16 protein-coding genes are annotated in these 19,110 nt (G+C 62.5%); 10 read left to right on the forward strand and 6 right to left on the reverse strand.

The features are described 5' to 3' along the window. The first annotated feature begins 285 nt into the window (after positions 1-285). Positions 286-1,698 (forward strand): DUF2252 domain-containing protein, encoded by a 1,413-nt coding sequence (locus tag DK391_RS06005; RefSeq protein WP_109477072.1) that lies wholly within the window; start codon positions 286-288, stop codon positions 1,696-1,698. 48 nt (positions 1,699-1,746) lie between these two features. Next, positions 1,747-2,844 carry a transporter substrate-binding domain-containing protein gene (locus DK391_RS06010; RefSeq protein WP_162600698.1) on the forward strand — a complete coding sequence of 366 codons (1,098 nt, stop codon included), beginning with the start codon at positions 1,747-1,749 and terminating at the stop codon, positions 2,842-2,844. A 43-nt stretch (positions 2,845-2,887) separates the two neighbouring features. Here DK391_RS06010 and DK391_RS06015 read toward each other — a convergent pair whose 3' ends face one another. Further along, positions 2,888-3,700 carry an alpha/beta hydrolase gene (locus tag DK391_RS06015; RefSeq protein ID WP_109477074.1) on the reverse strand — a complete coding sequence of 271 codons (813 nt, stop codon included), beginning with the start codon at positions 3,698-3,700 and terminating at the stop codon, positions 2,888-2,890. A 30-nt stretch (positions 3,701-3,730) separates the two neighbouring features. Beyond that, positions 3,731-4,264, reverse strand: coding sequence for a 2,4'-dihydroxyacetophenone dioxygenase family protein (locus DK391_RS06020; protein ID WP_109477075.1), 534 nt, complete (start codon positions 4,262-4,264; stop codon positions 3,731-3,733). A gap of 229 nt (positions 4,265-4,493) precedes the next feature. Between DK391_RS06020 and DK391_RS06025 the strand changes: the two genes are divergently transcribed. Together DK391_RS06025 and DK391_RS06030 are read left to right on the forward strand one after the other, a co-directional pair. Next, positions 4,494-5,117, forward strand: a complete 624-nt coding sequence (locus DK391_RS06025; protein WP_109477076.1) for a TetR/AcrR family transcriptional regulator — start codon at positions 4,494-4,496, stop codon at positions 5,115-5,117. Positions 5,118-5,199: 82 nt separating this feature from the next. Further along, positions 5,200-5,922, forward strand: coding sequence for an SDR family oxidoreductase (locus DK391_RS06030; RefSeq protein WP_109477077.1), 723 nt, complete (start codon positions 5,200-5,202; stop codon positions 5,920-5,922). 26 nt (positions 5,923-5,948) lie between these two features. Here DK391_RS06030 and DK391_RS06035 read toward each other — a convergent pair whose 3' ends face one another. From DK391_RS06035 to DK391_RS06045, 3 genes are all read right to left on the reverse strand, one after another. Then, on the reverse strand, positions 5,949-8,390 hold the full coding sequence (locus tag DK391_RS06035) for a c-type cytochrome (protein ID WP_109477078.1): 2,442 nt from the start codon (positions 8,388-8,390) through the stop codon (positions 5,949-5,951). Between the two features lie 7 nt (positions 8,391-8,397). Beyond that, positions 8,398-8,901, reverse strand: a complete 504-nt coding sequence (locus DK391_RS06040) for a (2Fe-2S)-binding protein (protein WP_109477079.1) — start codon at positions 8,899-8,901, stop codon at positions 8,398-8,400. A gap of 114 nt (positions 8,902-9,015) precedes the next feature. Continuing rightward, positions 9,016-10,179 (reverse strand): FAD-dependent monooxygenase, encoded by a 1,164-nt coding sequence (locus tag DK391_RS06045; RefSeq protein WP_109477080.1) that lies wholly within the window; start codon positions 10,177-10,179, stop codon positions 9,016-9,018. A 306-nt stretch (positions 10,180-10,485) separates the two neighbouring features. Between DK391_RS06045 and DK391_RS06050 the strand changes: the two genes are divergently transcribed. The 5 genes from DK391_RS06050 to DK391_RS06070 all read left to right on the forward strand — a co-directional run bounded on the left by DK391_RS06050 (position 10,486) and on the right by DK391_RS06070 (position 16,274). Continuing rightward, positions 10,486-11,238, forward strand: a complete 753-nt coding sequence (locus DK391_RS06050; protein ID WP_109477081.1) for an Asp/Glu racemase — start codon at positions 10,486-10,488, stop codon at positions 11,236-11,238. 42 nt (positions 11,239-11,280) lie between these two features. Then, complete coding sequence (locus tag DK391_RS06055) at positions 11,281-12,135, forward strand: alpha/beta hydrolase (RefSeq protein WP_109477082.1); 855 nt, start codon at positions 11,281-11,283, stop codon at positions 12,133-12,135. 27 nt (positions 12,136-12,162) lie between these two features. After that, the gene (locus DK391_RS06060) at positions 12,163-13,194 is read left to right on the forward strand and encodes a 2,5-dihydroxypyridine 5,6-dioxygenase (protein WP_109477083.1); all 1,032 of its coding nucleotides are present in this window, start codon (positions 12,163-12,165) and stop codon (positions 13,192-13,194) included. Between the two features lie 44 nt (positions 13,195-13,238). Further along, positions 13,239-13,883 carry an isochorismatase family protein gene (locus tag DK391_RS06065; RefSeq protein ID WP_109477084.1) on the forward strand — a complete coding sequence of 215 codons (645 nt, stop codon included), beginning with the start codon at positions 13,239-13,241 and terminating at the stop codon, positions 13,881-13,883. A 111-nt stretch (positions 13,884-13,994) separates the two neighbouring features. Beyond that, complete coding sequence (locus DK391_RS06070) at positions 13,995-16,274, forward strand: molybdopterin cofactor-binding domain-containing protein (RefSeq protein WP_109477085.1); 2,280 nt, start codon at positions 13,995-13,997, stop codon at positions 16,272-16,274. Between the two features lie 30 nt (positions 16,275-16,304). On the opposite strand, the gene DK391_RS06075 is transcribed toward DK391_RS06070, so the two are convergent. Then, complete coding sequence (locus DK391_RS06075) at positions 16,305-16,748, reverse strand: MarR family winged helix-turn-helix transcriptional regulator (protein WP_109477086.1); 444 nt, start codon at positions 16,746-16,748, stop codon at positions 16,305-16,307. A 546-nt stretch (positions 16,749-17,294) separates the two neighbouring features. Here DK391_RS06075 and DK391_RS06080 point away from each other — a divergent pair. Beyond that, the gene (locus DK391_RS06080; protein ID WP_109477087.1) at positions 17,295-18,605 is read left to right on the forward strand and encodes an MFS transporter; all 1,311 of its coding nucleotides are present in this window, start codon (positions 17,295-17,297) and stop codon (positions 18,603-18,605) included. The last annotated feature ends 505 nt before the right edge of the window (positions 18,606-19,110 follow it).

Consider the following 19,110-nt stretch of genomic DNA (forward strand, 5'->3'; position numbering starts at 1 on the left):
CTTTTCACGTGAGTTGTCCTTCATGATCTTCATTGTCTCGATCCGCGAAACGATCTCTTTCTGCGTTGCGAAAATTGCATCTGGCGACAGCGCTTCGACTGCCGCAAGTTGTGATTACCCGAAACGTGAGGGCTGCATTCGAGCCTTCGAAATGAAGCATGGCGATACTTAGGTTCAGTGCTAGACTGGTTTTTGAGCTGTTGAACGGAAAGGCAGCATGCTTTCCGAAAGTTCTGTTCCCGCAGCTCGCGCGTCAATGTAGTGAACCATAAGAGGGGCGCAGCCATGGAGACACAAACCTTGTCAGTGCGGCAAGCGGCGGGGCGCGATGCGCGCCAGCACGCGAAACGCTCGTCGCATGCCGCGATCGGCAATACCGATCGCGATCCGGTTCATCTGCTCAAGGAAAACAGCGAGGGACGTGTCGCCGCGCTGGTTCCATTGCGATACGGCCGAATGTCGGTATCGCCGTTCACGTTCTATCGCGGCAGTGCCATTCTTCAGGCTCATGACCTGATGGGCACCGCCAACATGGGCGTTACCTTTCCAATCTGCGGCGACGCGCATCTGATGAATTTCGGCGGCTTTGCGACGCCTGAACGGCAGCTGGTTTTCGATCTCAACGATTTCGATGAAGTCGCGCAAGGCCCGTGGGAGTGGGATGTCAAACGCCTCGCCGCGAGTTTTGCGGTTGCCGGCGAGCATATGGGTATTCACCGTGGCGCGATCGAAGACGTGGTGTCGACGGCCATCTACGAGTATCGGAGCCGCATGCATCGCTACGCGGAATGCAGCACGCTCGAGCTCTGGCATGACATCGTCACGTTCGAAAGGATGATGCAGGCTGCCGCCACGTCCGAAGGACGTCAGCTGATCAGCCGTGCAATGGAAAAAGCAGCCGGCCGCACCCATGAAAGCGTATTGGGCAAAATGGCCGTGCTACGTGATGGCCGCTGGACCATCCAGGACTCGCCGCCGGCCCTGTTCCATCCCGGTGGCCCCAATTCGCTGCTTGGCGAGGAAGCAAAGAAGTGGGCCGACACCGAAGAGTGGAAAGGCAAACTGTCCATCGCATTCGACGCCTATCTGAAAACGCTGTCGTCCGAGCGGCGCAAGCTGATCGAACAGTTCGAGTTGCACGATATCGCATTCAAGGTGGTCGGCGTCGGCAGTGTCGGTACGTCCTGCCTCGTCATGCTGATGATGGACAGCCACGGCAAGCCACTTTTTCTGCAGGTCAAGGAGGCACGTCAATCCGTCATCGCGCGCTTCTTCAAGGGCGACGATCCTGCGCATCAGGGCGAACGCGTTGTGGCGGGACAGCGACTGCTTCAGGCCGCAAGCGATTCTTTCCTCGGCTGGACAACAGGCCCGGCCGGACGCGAGTTCTATTTCCGCCAGTTGCGCGACATGAAAGTATCGGCCGAAGTCGAGCGTATGAGCGGCACGATCCTGCAAGGCTACGCGCGCATCTGCGGCTGGGCGCTGGCCCGCGCGCACGCGAAGGCGAGCGGCAAGGCGGTTGAAATCGCCGCCTATCTCGGCAGCGGGCATCGCTTCGCCGAAGCACTCGTTCAGTATGCGTTCGCTTACTCGAAGCAGAATCAGCAAGACTACGACACCTTCATGAAGGCGTGCCGGACAGGCAAGCTCGAAGCACGCAGCGATGAGGATATGGCCGCCGATTTCCGCGTCTGAGCGCAACCACGCACGACAACAACGATGCCCAATGCGCGTGGAGACGCGATGGACGCTCCTTTTCGGTTATTAGCCGCGCTCATCTGGCTGATCGTGTCGGCGTTCGCGGGTGCGCCTGCGTTTGCCGCGTCGGCGAACGCTGCGCCAGGCACTGTATTGCGCGTGGCGATTGCACCCGTCGCACCGTTCGTATTGCCCAATACGCCGGACCCGCAGGGCTTCAGCATCGATATCTGGAAAGAAGTCGCGCGGCGTATCAATGCGCAATTCACGTGGTCCAACATTCCGGCGCGGGCAGACCTTCTGTCCGCCGTGCAGCACGGCGACGCCGACTTAGCGATCGCGGCAGTCACGATGACACCTGAGCGGGAGAAGCAGGTCGACTTCTCCCTGCCTTATTTCGACTCCGGCTTGCGAATCATCGTGCGCGCACAGAACGACAGCGCACTGATGTCGGCGCTGCGCTCGATTCCGTGGCTGGCCATCGCCCAGTTAACGGGCATTGCGATCGCAATCGTGTTCGTGCTCGCCAACCTTGTCTGGCTGACCGAACGCGCAAAAGACCCGCAATTCCAGAAGCCGTACTTCCGTGCGATCGGCGAAGGGCTGTGGGTGACCATGCTCATCATTGCAACCGGTGAACATGGCGAACGGGATGCGGGCAGCGTTTGGAAACGCATGCTCGTGCCTGCGATGTGGCTGATCGGCGTCATCCTGATTGCGCAACTCACTGCCACCGTGACGTCATCGCAAACCGTTGCGCGTTTGCAGTCCGACATTCGCGGGCCCGATGATCTGCCTGGCAAGACCATCGGCACGGTGCCCGGCACGACGGCGGCCGATTATCTGACCCAGCGCGGCCTGCCGTTCATCCCTATCACGACCGCCGACGAAGGCTTCCGCATGCTCACGCATGGCGATGTTCAGGCGATCGTCTACGATGCACCGACGCTCGAGTACTGGGCTGCGCGTCGCGGCAATGGCGTGCTGGCTGTCGTCGGCCCGACATTCCGTCCCGAGAAGTACGGCATTGCGGTGGCGAATGGCAGCCCGCTGCGCAAATCGATCAATGAGGCATTGCTCGCCATGTACGAGGATGGCACCTACGAGCAGATCTATGGGAAATGGTTCGTGCCGGCAAGATAAGCAGGCGCAGGCCGCATGAAGGCCTGCGCGGTCGCTTACATCCTTATCTGAAGAACCCGATCATCGCCTGCGCGACGGCGGCTGCATCGTTTTCCGTCGGGATGTGTCCGGCCTTCGCGATCCGCACGAGCTTCGACTGCGGAATCTGCGACACGAAATGCTCGGCGTTCTGCACCACCTGGAAGGTGTCGTCTTCGCCCCATATCAGCAATTTCGGCGTCTGCGATGCCCGCAGCTGCGGCACCAGTTCCATCGTATAGCGGTTATACGCAGCACCAGCCAGCGCGAGCCACGAACGTGCGACGCGCGGGTCTTGCCACGGGTCGAGATAGTCGACGATTTCGCTCTCGGTTGCCGGTCGGCCAAGTGCCGTCACCACCGACTTGCGGCGCGCAGCCAGCACGTCTTCATGCGTGGTCGAGGCAGCGACGACGGGATCGCGAAAGCGGGCCACACCTGGCACGGGCCACGAATCGAACACCACGGCGTTCATGAGCACGAGTTTCTCGACGCGCACTTTCCCATCGACGAGCACATGTTGCGCGACGCCGCCGCCGATATCGTGTCCCGCCAGCAAGACCGGCTCGTCGATATTCAACGCACGAAGGAACGCGACAAGCCAGTCGGCAAGTGCGGGAATGGACGCCTGTTCGACCGTCAGTTCACCCGCCGAGCGGCCCAGCCCCGGAAAATCAACGGCTATTGCGCGAAAACCGGCTTGCGCGAGTGGGTCCATCACGGGCTGCCACACGCGGCTCCAATACGTGCCATGCAACATGAGCACCACGGGACCGCTTTCGCCCGCAGCAAGATAGCTGATCTGTGTGCCCGCTACATCGACAGTCAATCGTTTCATTTCACTCACTCCTTTCTGCGCGCTCATGCTTTAGCGGATAAAGCGCTTCACATAGTCCGCACCAAGACCGATCGCGTCGTAGTGCTTGCGCGCGGCCTCGATCTTGGTGAACACGTCTTCGTAGCCGACTGCGACGCCTTGCGGATCGACATACGTATAGCCTCCCGTCACATGAAACCAGGTGATCATTTCCGTGACATCTTCGGGCACGTAAAGCGTGTGGGTCTCGCCCGCCGGTTCGTGCGCATAGCTGCCCTGCTCCGCAATCCAGTCATGCTCGAGGTAGTACCACCTGCCCTTGAGCACGAGCGCGTGTACCGGCCCCGTATGCCGATGTCGCGACAGCACGCCCGACTGGCGCACGCGCAGCAGGTTGACGTAATAGCCCTGACTGGCACTCAGTAAAAGCGGCTTGAAAGAAACGGTCGATGTCGCGGGCACCCACAGCTTGTCGTCCTCCAGATACTGGTCGAGCACGCCGGGATGGACGATATCCGCCGTCATGTCCTGCGGCTGCGGAAGCTGGTAAGGAATTGCGTTTTCGTCGGGTTTTCGTGGGGTCATTGCAGTGTTGCCTCTGTTCGATACGTTTGCCCTGACGCGTTAAACGCGCCATTCCGTGGAAGATTGACATGTCAGTCAATATTGACACACATGACAAGCATAGACCGATTTCCAGCTTCGTGCAGCGAATGTGACGCAGCGGATTCCGCGCAAGCACGTTTTGTATCACTCGATATATAATCCGCAAAAATCACACATGCAGGTCATTCGCATACGCGGGAGCATCACGATGGCAAGGCCAAGAGAGTTCGATGAAGAGCGCGTGCTCGAAGCGGCACGCGACGCGTTCTGGGAGCACGGCTATGAAGGCACCTCCACACGCGATCTGGTGAAGTACACGGGCATGACGCAGCCCAGCCTCTACAACGCATTCGGCGACAAGCGCGCGTTGTTTCGCCGCGCGCTCGAACACTATCTCGATCACACATTGAGGAGCCGGCTTGCAAGGCTGAAACGTGATTTCACACCTGCGTTGGCAATCACCGCGTATTTCGCGGAAGTGATTCAGCGCAGCAGTTCGGATATCGGCCAACGCGGCTGCATGCTGGTCAATGCCGTGCTCGAAAAAGACCAGCATGCCGATGGCTTGCAGGAAGCCATCGCCAGTGAACTGGCTGAGATACGCGGCTTTTTTCGCGCGAGCATCGTGGCTGCGCGAAAGCACGGTGAGATGCCGAAAGGGGTCGGCGCCAGCGATGCATCTGCGCATCTTCTCACCGTGCTGCTAGGCATGCGCGTGCTGGCGCGCATGAGTCCCGATCCCAAACTGTTGCGCGCAGCCGTTGAAGTTTCGCTGGCAACGCTGGGTCTGCCTCCTCTGCATGAAGCGGAGCACCACCAGACTAGCCGTTGATTTTTACGCTGCACGGTCCGATGCACCGCTACGAAACGGCTACCTGACCGTGCAATTCCACTCTGTCTTTTGAAGAAGCATCATGACTCAACGTACTTTCCTCATCACCGGCGCAAGCAAAGGCATTGGCCGCGCGCTGTCCGAGCGGCTCGCCCGCGCAGGCCATCAGGTTATCGGCATTGCACGCCGCACGGATGATCCGACCTTTCCCGGCACGCTGGTCAGCATCGATCTCGCCGACCGCGCCGCAACCGACAAAGGCTTGCGCGAACTGACTTCGCGTTACTCCTTCGACGGCGTCGTAAACAATATGGGCTTCGTCAAGCTCGCGCGGCTCGGCGACATCGAACTCGACGATCTCGATCGCACCTTCAGCACGAACCTTGCGCCCGCCGTGCAAACGGTTCAGGCCTTGCTGCCCAACATGAAGGAACAGGGCTGGGGACGTGTCGTGAACCTGTCGAGTCTGGTCGTGCTCGGCGTGGCTCAGCGCAGCACCTATGCCGCGGCGAAAAGCGCGATGATCAGCTTCACGCGCACCTGGGCGCTCGAACTCGCCGACCCGGGCATCACCGTCAACTCGGTTGCGCCCGGACCGACCGAAACGGAAATGTTCCGCGAGAACACGCCCGTTGGCAGCGAGGCCGAAAAGCGCTTCCTGTCGCTCGTACCGATGAAGCGTCTCGGCAAGCCAGACGAACTCGCTGCGAGCATCGAGTTCTTCCTGTCCGAGCCTGCGGGGTTCATCACCGGCCAGACGCTTTACGTCGATGGCGGCGCCTCTATCGGCAAAGCCGCGATCTGAAGCCGATCCGCGCCGATCGTCTCGCGTCAATGCGCTGCTGCGCGCATGCGGGCAGCCGTCGACGCCAGATCGCGCCACGCAGGCTGTCCCGGCGCGTAGCGCGCGCGAATGTAGCCGGCCAGTTCGGCGAGTTGCTGATCGTCGAAACTGTCCTTGAAGCCCGGCATGTAGCCGAGGCCCTCGGTAGCGGGTTGATCGATGCCGTGCATCATGACGTGCAACAGGTTCTCGGGACTCGCCTGGCTCACGCTGGTGTTCAGGCCCATCAGCGGCCGCACGCCGAAGTGGCCGACACCGCCCGATTCCGCATGACAGACGGCACAGGCCGCCTCGAACATGCGGCGCCCATTCTGGAAGCCCGCTACCGTCAGCGCATCGGCGTTCGCGCCTGCCGTGCGCTGCGCGGCTGCATGCGCGGCGACGGCTGCATCGACGGGTGGCGATAGCGAGGCGATGTAATGTGCAATCGCGCGCACGTCCGCTTCGGGCAAGCTCGCGAGACCCGCGACGACAGGCGCCATCGGCCCGGCCGCTACGCCGTGCTCGGTGGAGAATCCCGTGCGCAGATAGGAGAACAGCGCGTCCTCCGTCCACGGCACAGGCGCAGCGTGCGAGGCGACGAGAGCAGGCGCATCCCAACCTTCCGCGCTGCCGCCGCCCAGATACGCGAAGCCGCCCTTCTCCGCACCCAGTGCGTTGCGCGGCGTATGGCACGCGCCGCAATGCCCCGCGCCGTCCACCAGATACTTGCCACGATTCCATTGCGCCGACTGCTGCGGATCCGGCTGATATTCCCGCTCGTCATGGAACATCCAGTTCCAGCCCGCCACGAGCCGCCGCTGGTTGAGCGGGAACGGCAGCTTCGTTTCGGGCGCAGCCTGTTTGACCGCCGGCTCCGACATCAGATACGCGTACAGCGCCATCATGTCGGACTCGCTCATGCGCGCGAACGCCGTGTACGGAAATGCCGGGTACAGATGATGTCCGTCGCGAGAAATGCCCTTGCGCATCGCACGCGCGAACGCTTCGTAAGACCATGCGCCGATACCTGTCTCGCGATCGGGCGTGATGTTGGTCGACCATACCGTGCCGAACGGCGTGTCGAGTGCGAGGCCGCCCGCATTCACTTTACCGCCCGGCGCCGTATGACACACCGCGCAATCGCCTGCTATCGCGATCTGTCGACCGCGTTCGAGCATCGCCGCGCTCCACATCGACGCATCGGCGCCAGCGCCCGCAGGCAGCGGCGCAATCGGCGCCGGGCCGGGCAGGATCGAGCACGCCAGCCCGATCAACCCGCCCGCCACACCGCCGATGCCACCGCCCGCGAGCCAGCGACGCCAGCGCGAAGGACGCCGCGCGGCGGCGGGCGCTTCAAGCATGGCCGCAGGGCTGGCGTCGGCGAGTGCACGGCGAATCAGTTCGGGGTCGAACGGCGGCGCACGAAAACGCACGCCCGTCGCGTCATGCAAGGCATTGGCGATGGCAGCGGCAACTGGCGCCGCAGCTTGTTCGATGCGTCTGTCGTCGGATTCGGAGCGCGTCGCGACGTTCGACGCATGGTCGCTTGTCGCGTCGATCAGATCATGCGACACGGGCGTAGCTGCGCCCGCCGTGAATTCCGTTTCATCGTGCGACGCGCGCGCGATGCGGCGCACGCCTGTCGCGCGTGCAATCGCTGCTTCGATCTGCCATGCGGGCAGCCCTTGCAGCGCAGCGGCATCGGGTGTTCCCGCGCCCTGGCCTGCGACCACACGGCGCACGGCGATGTCGCCCGTCGTGCGATTGACGTCGAGATCGACGACCCATGCGGACCAGCTTGCCGCTTGCGGCTCGGCGGAGTGCGTCTGTGCGTGTCCGGCCGAATAGTCGGGCAGCGTATCGGCGGGTGCGCTTTCGATACGCGCCTGACCATCGAATGCGAAGCCACGGCCGCGCAACCACGGCGACGCGGGTTCCTGCGCGGCTGGCGGCACGGCGCCCCACGCCGCACGCTCGCTCACCATGCGGATAATTTCACGTGCACCGGCGTCGCGCGCAGCGTCGAGATGATCGAGCCGCAACGCGACGGGATCGCGCCGCGCCTCATGCGCCACTTCGTCGATGAACGACTCGCGCGCAAAGGCATGCGCCTGTGCGGGAATGGCCTGAGAAGGATCGTCGATTGCGACGCTGGCCTGCGCATGCCGATACAGCAACGGCGGCAGCGATGCCTGCGAGCCTTGCCATTGCGCGTCGCCGGACACATGGCCGTCGATGCGTGCACGATAGCGCCACTTTGCCATCGTGCCGTCAGCCGCGACATTCGCTTCGACAGCAAGTTGCGCCTGTGCATCCACCACGTCCAGCGGCCACGCGTATTGCATATGGCGGCGCGCAGCCGCATCGTCGTCTTCGTGCAGGCGCAGAGCGTCCGACGCGCTTTCTTCTTCATCCAGCCGCAATGCTTGCGGATCGCTCTCGCTCATCGCAGCCTCATTCGCCATCTTGCTGCCGCAGATACAATGCCGCGCGCTTCACGGCGCGCACGATCTCGAGATGCGTGCCGCAGCGGCACAGATTGAAGCGCAGCGCGTCGCGGATCGCATCGTCATCGGGCGATGGATTGCGCGCCAGCAGCGCCGTCGTGCTCATGATCATGCCGTTCAGACAATAGCCGCACTGCGCCGCCTGTTCGTCGATGAACGCGCGCTGCACGGGATGCAGCGAGTCGGGCGTGCCGAGTCCTTCCAGTGTCGTCACCTCACGCGCACGTGCCGCTGCAACGGGCACCACGCACGAACGCGTGGGCTGGCCATCGACCAGTACCGTGCACGCACCGCATTGCCCGAGACCGCAACCATACTTCGGGCCGTTCAACTCGCAGTCGTTGCGCAGGATGTAAAGCAGCGGCGTATCCGGCGTCGCGCCTTCGATGGTGTGCGTCTCGCCGTTCACAGTGAGCGTGAGCGGCTGCGCGTGGGAAGCGGAATGCAACATGGACTGACTCGTGATGAAAGGGCGCGTGCGGCATGCATCGCGCGAAGACTCGCGCACGGCACACCGCACAGCACCTTATAACCCGCCGAAATTCCGCCTGCTTTCTGGCTTGCGTTATGCCGTAGCGGCTTCTTTCGCGCCAGCCGCTTGCGGCGCGACGAGCGGCACGTTGAACACGTCGTACGCGAACACCCACGCCGGGTCTTCGTTCGTGCGCAGCCACGTGTTGTTGTGCGACACCAGTTGCACCTTCGAGGCCCGCGCCGCGCGATTGGCTTCGTACAGCGCGAACGCACCTGCGTAATCAGTTGCGCCCGTTTCGTCGAGGCAGCGCGCCAGCATCGCGGCGTCTTCGATCGCCATGGCCGCGCCTTGCGCCATGTGCGGCTTCATCGGGTGACAGGCATCGCCGAGCAGCACCAGACGGCCACGGCTCCACAGCGGCAGCGGATCGCGTTCGAGCAGCGGCCACTTCGTAATGGACGGCGACACATCGATCAGGTTCTGCACATCGGGATGGAAACCTTCGAACGCTTCGCGCATTTCTTCGCGGCTGCTGTCCATCATCGACACGCCCGTGGGCCATTCCGCCTGCGGCACGCCCGTGACGTAGTAATACTCGTCGCGCTTCTCGGTCACGTAATACACCATCATGTGACGGTCTTCCGACCACCACTTCACGCACATATCGTACGGACGGTTGCCGAGCAACGATGCCGGAAATACCGCGCGATGCGCGACATAACCCGTGTAACGCGGCGGTTCCGCACCCAGCAGATGCTCGCGGATTTTCGAATTCACGCCGTCCGCGCCGATCACAAGATCGGCCACTTCCACGCTGCCGTCCGTGAACGTGAGGCGCACGTCATTGCCCGTATCTTCGACCGACTGCAGGCACTTGCCGAATTCGATCGTGCCCGGCGTGACGGCTTGCGTCATCAGCGCGTGGAAGTCGCCGCGATGCACGGTGAGGTAGCTCGCGCCATACGTCTTCAACGCGTAATCGCCGAGCGGAATCTGCGAGATTGCTTCCGCCGTTTTCCAGTCGCGGCTGTACCAGTAGTCGGGATGTGAACCCATGACATTGAGCGCATCTTCGCACCCCATGCGGCGCATGATCTTCATCACGTTCGGGCCGAGGTGAATGCCCGCGCCGAGACGCGAGAACGCAGGCGCCTGCTCATACATGCGCACGTCGTGACCGGCGCGTTGCAACAGGGCAGCGGCTGCCACGCCGCCAAGGCCGGCGCCGATGATGGCGATACGGGGTTTGCTCATGGGTTCTCCAGATGGTGCGCCCGCGCCGCAATGTGTTCGGTTGCGCGTCGGCGGGCCGGGTTGAGTCGAATGTTGCCGGATTGGAATATAGCGTACACATTAGAAAATAAATCGGCAAGCATATTGTTCTTCGGTGTAACCACTACGTCGTTTCGTGCATTTTTGGCTATATATGATGCAGGCATTGCGACACAGTTCTTTTCCCCGTTGTGCATTTAAAATGTACACGCTAGACTTTGCTCAAATTTCCGACGATGCCCACACAGCCGGGCTTCGTCGCCGCCCAACTGCAATGGAGTGCGCGTCATGAGCAAGACTTACCGGATCGGCCAGATCGTGCCGAGCTCGAATACCACGATGGAAACGGAAATCCCGGCGATGCTGCGCCTGCGCGAAGCGATTCGCCCCGAGCGTTTCACGTTTCATTCGAGCCGCATGCGCATGAAAAAGGTCGTGAAGGAAGAACTGGCTGCGATGGATGCGGAATCGGACCGTTGCGCGGTCGAACTGTCGGACGCACGCGTCGATGTGCTCGGCTATGCATGTCTCGTCGCCATCATGGCGATGGGTCGCGGCTATCACCGCGTGTCGCAGGCGCGCCTGTCGAAGCACACGGCGGAAAACGGCGCGGCAGCGCCCGTGCTGACGAGTGCAGGCGCACTCGTCGATGCGCTCAAGGTGATCGGCGCGAAGCGTATCGTCGTGGTCGCGCCTTACATGAAGCCGCTGACGGAACTGGTGGTCGATTACATCCGTCACGAAGGCTATGAGGTGCTCGACTATCGCGCGCTCGAAATCCCCGACAACCTCGAAGTCGGTCGGCATGATCCCGCGCGCCTGCCGGAGATCGTCAAGACGCTCGACTACAAGGATGCGGACGCCATCGTGCTGTCCGCTTGCGTGCAGATGCCGTCGCTGGCAGCCGTCGCGAAGGTCGAGGCCATGACGGGCAAGCCCGTGATTACAGCGGCGATTGCCACGACTTACGCGATGCTGCGTGAACTCGATCTCGAACCGATCGTTCCCGGCGCAGGCGCGCTGCTGTCGGGCGCTTACTAAGCGTTGACGAACCGCCTTCATCGCCATTCATCGGAGCAATTCATGTCGAGCACTTTTCTCTATGGCGCGAATATCGCTGCCAACGGTATCCGTCAGCATTACCTGCGCTATGGCGGCGCGGGCGGTGAACGCGCGAAGCGGGCCGCCGTCATCGTGATTCCGGGCATCACGAGTCCTGCCGTTACATGGGGTTTCGTCGGCGAAGTGTTCGGCGCGAGCTTCGACACGTATGTGATCGACGTGCGCGGACGCGGACTTTCCGAAGCCTCCGGCACGCTCGATTACAGCCTCGATGCGCAAGCCGACGATGTCGTCGCGCTGGCAGCCGCGCTCGGTCTCGAACGTTTCGCACTGGTCGGTCATTCGATGGGCGCGCGCATCGCCGCACGCGCCGCGCTGCGTGCGCCGCGTGGACTCGCATCCGTGGTGCTGGTCGATCCACCCGTGTCCGGCCCTGGGCGCCGCGAATATCCCGGCAAGCTGCCCTGGTACATCGATTCGATGGCGCTCGCACGCCAAGGCACCGACGCCGAAGGCATGCGCGCGTTTTGCCCGACGTGGACCGAAGAAGAACTGCAGCTGCGCGCGGAATGGCTGCATACATGTGACGAACGCGCGATCCTCGCCTCGTACGAAGGCTTCCACACCGACGATTTCCACGCCGACGCCGCAAAGCTGCACGTGCCGTCGCTGCTGATCACAGCAGAACGCGGCGACGTGGTGCGCGACGAAGACGTCGCCGAACTGCAACGCGCGACGCCCGCGATGCAGCACGTGCGCGTGCCGAACGCAGGCCACATGATTCCGTGGGACAACGCCGCCGGTTTCTACGAAGCGTTCGGCGCGTTCCTCGGCGCGCCGCTGTCGCAGCGATCTGCCGAAGCGGCAATCATCTGACGCATCGCATCCATTGGAGAACACACGATGTCCATCAGCGACTATCAACTGATCGAAGCATGGAAGGAAGTGCTCACGCTGTCGCGTCTCGAAGCGGGTCAGACGGTCACGATTCTCACCAGCACGTCAACGCATCCACAGACGCTCGCGTGTGCGCTGATCGCCACGCAGTCGATGGGCGCGATCGTCAACCGGCTGGATCTGCCGCCCGTCAATGGCGAGAAGGCGTTTAGCCGCGATTCGCTCGCCTATCTCGGCACCACGCCGTTGACAGGCAACCGCGCGGCCATCGCGGCGCTCAAGGAAAGCGATCTCGTGCTGGACCTGATGACCCTGCTGTTCTCGCCCGAGCAGCACGACATCCTGAAGTCCGGCACGAAGATTTTGCTCGCCGTCGAGCCGCCCGAAGTACTCGCGCGCCTCGTGCCGACCATGCAGGACCGCGAGCGCGTGCTCGCTGCGACGAAGAAGATCGGCGCGGCGCGCGAGATGCGCGTGTCGTCGCCGGCTGGCACGGCGCTGGTGTGTCCGATGGGCGAGTTCGGGCCAATCGCCGAATATGGTTTCGTCGATGAACCGGGCCGCTGGGACCACTGGCCGAGCGGCTTCGCGCTGACGTTCCCGAACGACCGCACTGCGCACGGCACCATCGTGATCGATCGCGGCGACATCCTGCTGCCGCAAAAGATCTACGTGAACGAGCCGATCGTGCTGACGGTGGAAGGCGGTTACGCGACGAAGATCGAAGGCGGTGTGGATGCGGCCTTGCTGCGCGACTACATGGAAACCTTCAACGACCCTGAAGGCTACGCGATCTCGCACATCGGCTGGGGCTTGCAACCGCGTGCGCGCTGGTCGACGCTAGGCCTCTACGACCGCGAAGCGACCATCGGCATGGATGCGCGCGCATTCGAAGGCAACTTCCTGTTCTCGCTCGGACCGAACAACGAAGGCGGCGGCAGCCGCACCACCACGTGCCACATCGACATTCCGCTGCGTGGCTGTACCGTGAAACTGGACGATGAAACCGTCGTGCGCGATGGCCGCGTGGTTGCGTGAGCGCACGCCGTGCATGAACTTCATCCCGACACTGGATACCCGACATGACTGATCTCTCACAACACGCCGAAGCCGCTGTCTATCAGCAGCAAGGTTTCGGCACGCCGCTGCCCGTGCACGGCAACATCGGCCTTCTGATCGTCGACCTGGTGGTCGGCTTCGCGGATCCGAATACGTTCGGCGGTGGCAACATCAAGTCCGCCATCGCACGCACGCAGGAAGCGCTCGCACTTGCACGCCGCAACGGCTGGCCGGTTGCGCACAGCCGCATCGTCTATGCCGACGATGGCAGCGACGACAACGTGTTCTCGCTGAAAGTGCCCGGCATGGCCACCCTCACGGAAGATCATCCCAACAGCGCCATCGTGCCCGAACTGACGCCCGTGCAAGGCGAACTCGTGGTGCGCAAAACGGTCCCGTCCGCGTTCTTCGGCACGCAGCTTGCGCCGTGGCTCACGCAGCGCGCGGTGCAGACGCTGCTGGTCGCGGGCGCCGTGACGAGCGGCTGTGTGCGCGCCAGCGTGGTCGATGCCATGTCGTACGGCTTCCGGCCGCTGGTGTTGTCCGATTGCGTCGGCGACCGCGCCATCGAGCCGCACAACGCCAATCTGTTCGACATGCAGCAGAAATACGCCGCAGTGATGCCGCTGGCGCAGGCCATCGTCGAGATCGAGGCGGCGCGCGGCTGAGCACGCCCATTGACGCGCTGAATTTGGCCACTTAACGTGACCCCGGTTGGCCCGCCGGACATGGCGCCGCCAATCGGGACGGATGCTCCGTCCTCACTGGAATTGTCTGCCGTGAACCGCTCCGAACTGCTCGCACGCGAAGGCTGCCTCGCCATCGCGCGTCAACCCGCACCGCCCGTCAAGCCCGCGCCCGGCCAGCCCGGCAGCCTCTCGTCGTTCGTGCCCGAGGCGGCGGAAGTATTCGTCGCGATACTCGATGACGGGCGCATTCTCGCGTTCAACGGCCACGTCGATCTCGGCACGGGCATTCGTACGTCGCTGGCGCAGATCGTCGCGGAAGAACTCGACGTGCCCGCCGCACGCGTGTCGATGCAGCTTGGACACACGGCCGTCACGCCGAACCAGGGGCCGACTATCGCGAGCGCGTCGATCCAGATTTCGGCCACGCCATTGCGTTGCGCCGCTGCGCAGGCCCGTCATGCGTTGCTGAAGCTTGCCGCCGAGCGCTTCGGCGCAGACGTCGAAGCGCTCGCTACCGATAACGCCGAAGTCTTTCTCGCTGCTGCGCCCGACGCGCGCCGCGTGAGCTTTGCCGACCTCGTTGCAGGCAAGCGCATCACGCTCGACCTTGATCTCAAGGCGAATGTGAAAGATCCGTCGACGTATCGCGTGATCGGCAAGTCCGCGCCGCGCGTGGACATTCCCGCCAAGGCGACGGGGATGCTCACGTTCGTGCACGACATGCGCGTGCCGGGCATGCTGCATGGACGCGTGGTGCGGCCGCCGTATGCGGGGCTGGACAGCGGAGCGTTTGTCGGCGGACTGCTCGATAACGTCGATCGTGATTCGGTTGCGCATGTGCCGGGCTTGCGTGCTGTCGTCGTGCAGGGCGATTTCATCGGCGTGGTGTGCGAGCGCGAGGAACAGGCGATACGCGCAGCACGCGAACTGCGCGTGACATGGAAGCCGCTGCCCGAGCTGCCTTCACTCGATGATCCCGCTGCGGCCATTGCAGCCGCACCTGCTACGCGCCGTCCATTGCTCGAAGAGGGCGACGTCGAAGCCGCGCGGCGCGCGCCCGATTCGTTGACCCTTTCCCGCACCTACGTGTGGCCGTATCAGATGCATGGTTCGATCGGGCCATCGTGCGCACTCGCCGATTATCGCGAGCCAGGCGCGGGCCGCATCACCATCTGGTCGGGCACGCAGAACCCCGTGTCGCTGCGTTATGACCTCGCGACGCTCGCAGGGCGCGACGAAGCCGATATCGACATCGTCCGCATGGAAGCGGCCGGCTGCTACGGGCGCAATTGCGCCGATGACGTATGCGGCGACGCGCTGCTGCTGTCGCGCGCTGTCGGCCAGCCGGTACGCGTGCAGCTTTCGCGCGCCGATGAGCATGCGTGGGAGCCGAAAGGCACGGGACAGGTCGTGAACGTGACCGGCACCGTCACGCGCGATGGGCGCATGACGGGCTACGATTTCGTCACGCGCTATCCATCGAACGATGCGCCCTTGCTTGCGTCGCTGCTGACGCGTGTGGTCGCCAGCGAGCCGCGCATCTTCGAAATGGGCGATCGCACGGCGGTCTCGCCGTATGTGAGCGCCAATCGCCGCTTCGTCTGCGAGGATCTCGCGCCTATCGTGCGGGCAGCCTGGCTGCGCGGCGTATCGGCATTGCCGAACTCGTTTGCGCACGACTCATTCGCCGATGAAATGGCCGCGCTGGCCGGCGTCGATCCACTCGAATTCCGCTTGCGTCATCTCAACGATACGCGCGCCGCCGAACTGCTCGAAGCCGTTGCGAAACGTGCGGGATGGAAAGCGCGCACACCGCGCCAGGCGCCCATACAAGGCGAAGAACGGTTCGTGCGGGGACGCGGCATTGGGTATGCGCGCTACGTGCACAGCCGCTTCCCTGGATTTGGCGCCGCGTGGGCAGCGTGGGTGGCAGAACTGGTGGTCGATCGCGTGACAGGCGAAATCCGCGTGGAGCGCGTCACCATCGGCCAGGACACCGGCACGATGATCAACCCGGACGGCGTGCGTCATCAGATACACGGCAACGTCGTACAGGTGCTGAGCCGCTCGCTGAAAGAGCGCGTGCGTTTTGCTGACGGCAAGGTCGCGAGCCGCGAATGGGGCAGCTATCCGATTCTGACCTTTCCGGAACTGCCCGCTGTCGATGTGGTGCTGATGCCGCGCCAGGGTGAGCCGCCGCTAGGCGCGGGTGAATCGGCTTCCGTGCCGGGACCGGCTGCGCTGGCGAATGCGATTTACGACGCGACAGGCGTGCGCTTTACCGCGCCGCCCTTTACCCCTGACACGATCCGCGCAGGGCTGCGCGAAGCCGGCGTATTGCTCGACGCGCAACACGCCCAGCCGATCTGACGCGCGTTCCGCCCTTTAACGTCACGGCTTTCACTCGCCGTCCGACTCCATCATCTTGCGCAGCAGGAACAGCAGGGCCACGCGTTCGCCCGCATTGAGCGTGCCGTAGGTGCGCTCGGTGACCTGCGTCGCGAACGGCACCGTGCGGTCGATCAGCGCGATACCGGCGGGCGTCGTGCGCACCAGCAGCTTGCGGCCGTCGTTCGGGTCGGGCAGCACTTCGATCAGCGCACGCGCCTTCAGACGCTCGACCACGCCGCGGATAGTGGCCTGATCGATGGCCGTTGCCTTGACGATGTCGTTGAGCGAACAGCCCTGCGTCTCCTTGACGGCGCACAGCGTGACGAATTGCGCGGCGGTGAGATCCGAATCGGGAATGGCTTCCTGAAAGATCGACACGTGACGCTGATAGGCGCGGCGCAGCAGATGGCCGACCTGATCGTGAAAGTCGTATGAATCCTTGTGAGACGGCATGGACGTGCGGCCTGCGATGGCCCGGATAGCTGGAAATAATGCAGTGTACACCCTCAACCTTGGCATGCGATATGCGAGTCAAGGTGCGTGTTGCGCCAGATCAGCGGTTCTGACGGAAATCGCGTACGAGGTGATCGCGCGTGAAAAACGCTTCTGTGCACGTTCTGTTTGCCATGTGCGCCCCGACGGAACGGTGTTTATCGCCTGATCCTGCGTCAGGACGGCCTGCAGAGCGCCTTTCTGTCAGTTTCAGGTTCCAGCGACAACACTGCATATTTGAGCGCATACGCACAAATCATGTGCGCAATCGGCACTATCTGATCGCATTGCCGCATGGGTTTCTCTCTTTCTAATGCCTTGTCACGTATGAACGATTCACGCTTTTTCGACATGCCTGCAAAAATCCGCGGAGCTTCCGGACACCAGGGTAATTTCGAGCGTATACGCTTATATTTTGACATGCTATACAGATGACTGTGAGCGCTCGGTGTGTGCACGCATCGAACGGCAAACTTCAATTCGACCTATCCCAACAGGGGAGTCCACATGTCCACCGTGCAATCCGGCAGCGCCGCTCTTTCTCCCGCCGCCACGCAACACGGCGAGCTATACCGCAAGGTCACGTTTCGCCTGATCACCATTTTCTGTCTGTGCTATTTCGCGGCGTATCTCGACCGCATCAACATCGGGCTTGCGAAGTTGCAGATGCTCGACGCGCTGAAGTTCAGCGACACGATTTACGGTCTTGGCGCCGGTCTTTTCTTTGCGGGTTACATCCTGTTCGAAGTGCCGAGCAATCTGATCCTGCAGCGCGTGGGCGCGAAGTTGTGGATTGCGCGCATCATGATTACGTGGGGCATTCTGTCGGGCGCGACGATGTTCGTGAAGACGCCGATGCAGTTCTACACCGTGCGCTTTTTGCTGGGTGTTGCGGAGGCGGGCTTTCTGCCGGGCGTGCTGCTGTATCTGACGCAGTGGTATCCCGATGCACGACGCGCGCGGATCGTTGCGCTGTTCATGGTGGGGTTGCCGCTGTCGAGCATGATCGGCAGTCCGATTTCCGGCTGGATCATGCGTTTCTTCGATGGCGCGCATGGCCTGGGCGGCTGGCAATGGCTGTTTCTGATTGAGGCGGTGCCGTCCGTGGTGCTTGGCTTTGCGATTCTGCGCTGGCTGCCGAACAACATCGAATCGGCGAAGTGGCTCGATGCGAACGAGAAACGCACACTGCGGGCGAATCTGGATGCCGATCCGGCGGGCAACAAGAGTCATTCGCTGAAGGCGGCGTTTGTTGATCCGAAGGTGTGGGCATTGGGGCTGATCGATCTGTGCGTGCTGCTGGGTCTTTACGCTGTGAGCTTCTGGTTGCCGACGATTCTTCGCGACACGGGCGTGAAGGATGCGTATTCGATTGGCTGGCTGATGGCAGTACCTAATGCGATCGCCGTGATCGGCACGTTGTGGTGTGGTGCGAGTTCGGATCGTATGCGGGAGCGGCGCTGGCATATCGTGGTGCCGTTTGCTGTGGCTGCTGTGGCACTGGCTGTTGCTGCTGGCGGTTCGCATGGCACGTTGACGACGGTGCTTCTGTTTTCTCTGGTGAATGCGGGTGCTGCGGCTGCCATGCCGGTTGTGTGGTCGTTGCCTTCTACGTTTCTTAAGGGTTCTGCGGCGGCTGGTGGGATTGCTTTTGCTTGCTCGATTGCGAATCTTGGTGGGTTTGGAAGTACCTATTTCATCGGCTGGTTGAGGGATACGTTTCATTCGCAAAGCGCCGGGCTTTATGGGTTTGCTGTTTGTATGTTGGTTGGGTGTGCGCTGGCGCTTTCTTATCGGAAGGAGTTGGTGAATCGGTGAAGGGGGGGTGTTGTCTGCGACGCTTTTGGGGTTTTGCTTTTGGGGTTTTGCTTTTGCTTTCGCTTTCGCTGGCATCCGCGGTTTGTTAGTGGTCTGCTAGTGTTGCCCCTGTGCGGGGCGGCACCTACTTTTCTTTGCCGCCGCAAAGAAAAGTAGGCAAAAGAAAGCGGGCTAACACCACTCACTCCGGTCACTGCCTGCGGGCCCCCAACGGGTCCTATCCTTCACACGGCAACCTCTCAGTCACCGCCCGTTGCCCACGCTTCGAATAGTCGCCTACCCCACTCCAATCACCCGTAGCGCAGCCAGCGGCAGCGAATCGTATCTGCAGCCCAGGTGGCAAACGGTGTGTAGGTTGTCGCGCCGTATGCGTCGGCGATCCTACAAGAGACACCGCCTTTGCTTTTCAGTCCGGAGTGATGCGTATAAGGCGCGATAGCCGACACACCGTTTGCCACCTGGGCGACCTGGGCCGAACTGGTAAGGCCCGCTGAGACGTGGGTGT

Origin of the sequence: Paraburkholderia sp. C35, from assembly GCF_003121405.1 — a bacterium.
Taxonomy (GTDB): Bacteria; Pseudomonadota; Gammaproteobacteria; order Burkholderiales; family Burkholderiaceae; genus Paraburkholderia.

Bases quoted from the DNA above. Each gene is read 5' to 3' on its own strand.
- DK391_RS06075 (WP_109477086.1), bottom strand. From the start codon at position 16,748: ATGCCGTCTCACAAGGATTCATACGACTTTCACGATCAGGTCGGCCAT.
- DK391_RS06055 (WP_109477082.1), top strand. From the start codon at position 11,281: ATGTCGAGCACTTTTCTCTATGGCGCGAATATCGCTGCCAACGGTATC.
- DK391_RS06040 (WP_109477079.1), bottom strand. From the start codon at position 8,901: ATGTTGCATTCCGCTTCCCACGCGCAGCCGCTCACGCTCACTGTGAAC.
- DK391_RS06060 (WP_109477083.1), top strand. From the start codon at position 12,163: ATGTCCATCAGCGACTATCAACTGATCGAAGCATGGAAGGAAGTGCTC.
- DK391_RS06005 (WP_109477072.1), top strand. From the start codon at position 286: ATGGAGACACAAACCTTGTCAGTGCGGCAAGCGGCGGGGCGCGATGCG.
- DK391_RS06035 (WP_109477078.1), bottom strand. From the start codon at position 8,390: ATGAGCGAGAGCGATCCGCAAGCATTGCGGCTGGATGAAGAAGAAAGC.
- DK391_RS06045 (WP_109477080.1), bottom strand. From the start codon at position 10,179: ATGAGCAAACCCCGTATCGCCATCATCGGCGCCGGCCTTGGCGGCGTG.
- DK391_RS06050 (WP_109477081.1), top strand. From the start codon at position 10,486: ATGAGCAAGACTTACCGGATCGGCCAGATCGTGCCGAGCTCGAATACC.
- DK391_RS06030 (WP_109477077.1), top strand. From the start codon at position 5,200: ATGACTCAACGTACTTTCCTCATCACCGGCGCAAGCAAAGGCATTGGC.
- DK391_RS06010 (WP_162600698.1), top strand. From the start codon at position 1,747: ATGGACGCTCCTTTTCGGTTATTAGCCGCGCTCATCTGGCTGATCGTG.
- DK391_RS06015 (WP_109477074.1), bottom strand. From the start codon at position 3,700: ATGAAACGATTGACTGTCGATGTAGCGGGCACACAGATCAGCTATCTT.
- DK391_RS06020 (WP_109477075.1), bottom strand. From the start codon at position 4,264: ATGACCCCACGAAAACCCGACGAAAACGCAATTCCTTACCAGCTTCCG.
- DK391_RS06025 (WP_109477076.1), top strand. From the start codon at position 4,494: ATGGCAAGGCCAAGAGAGTTCGATGAAGAGCGCGTGCTCGAAGCGGCA.
- DK391_RS06065 (WP_109477084.1), top strand. From the start codon at position 13,239: ATGACTGATCTCTCACAACACGCCGAAGCCGCTGTCTATCAGCAGCAA.
- DK391_RS06080 (WP_109477087.1), top strand. From the start codon at position 17,295: ATGTCCACCGTGCAATCCGGCAGCGCCGCTCTTTCTCCCGCCGCCACG.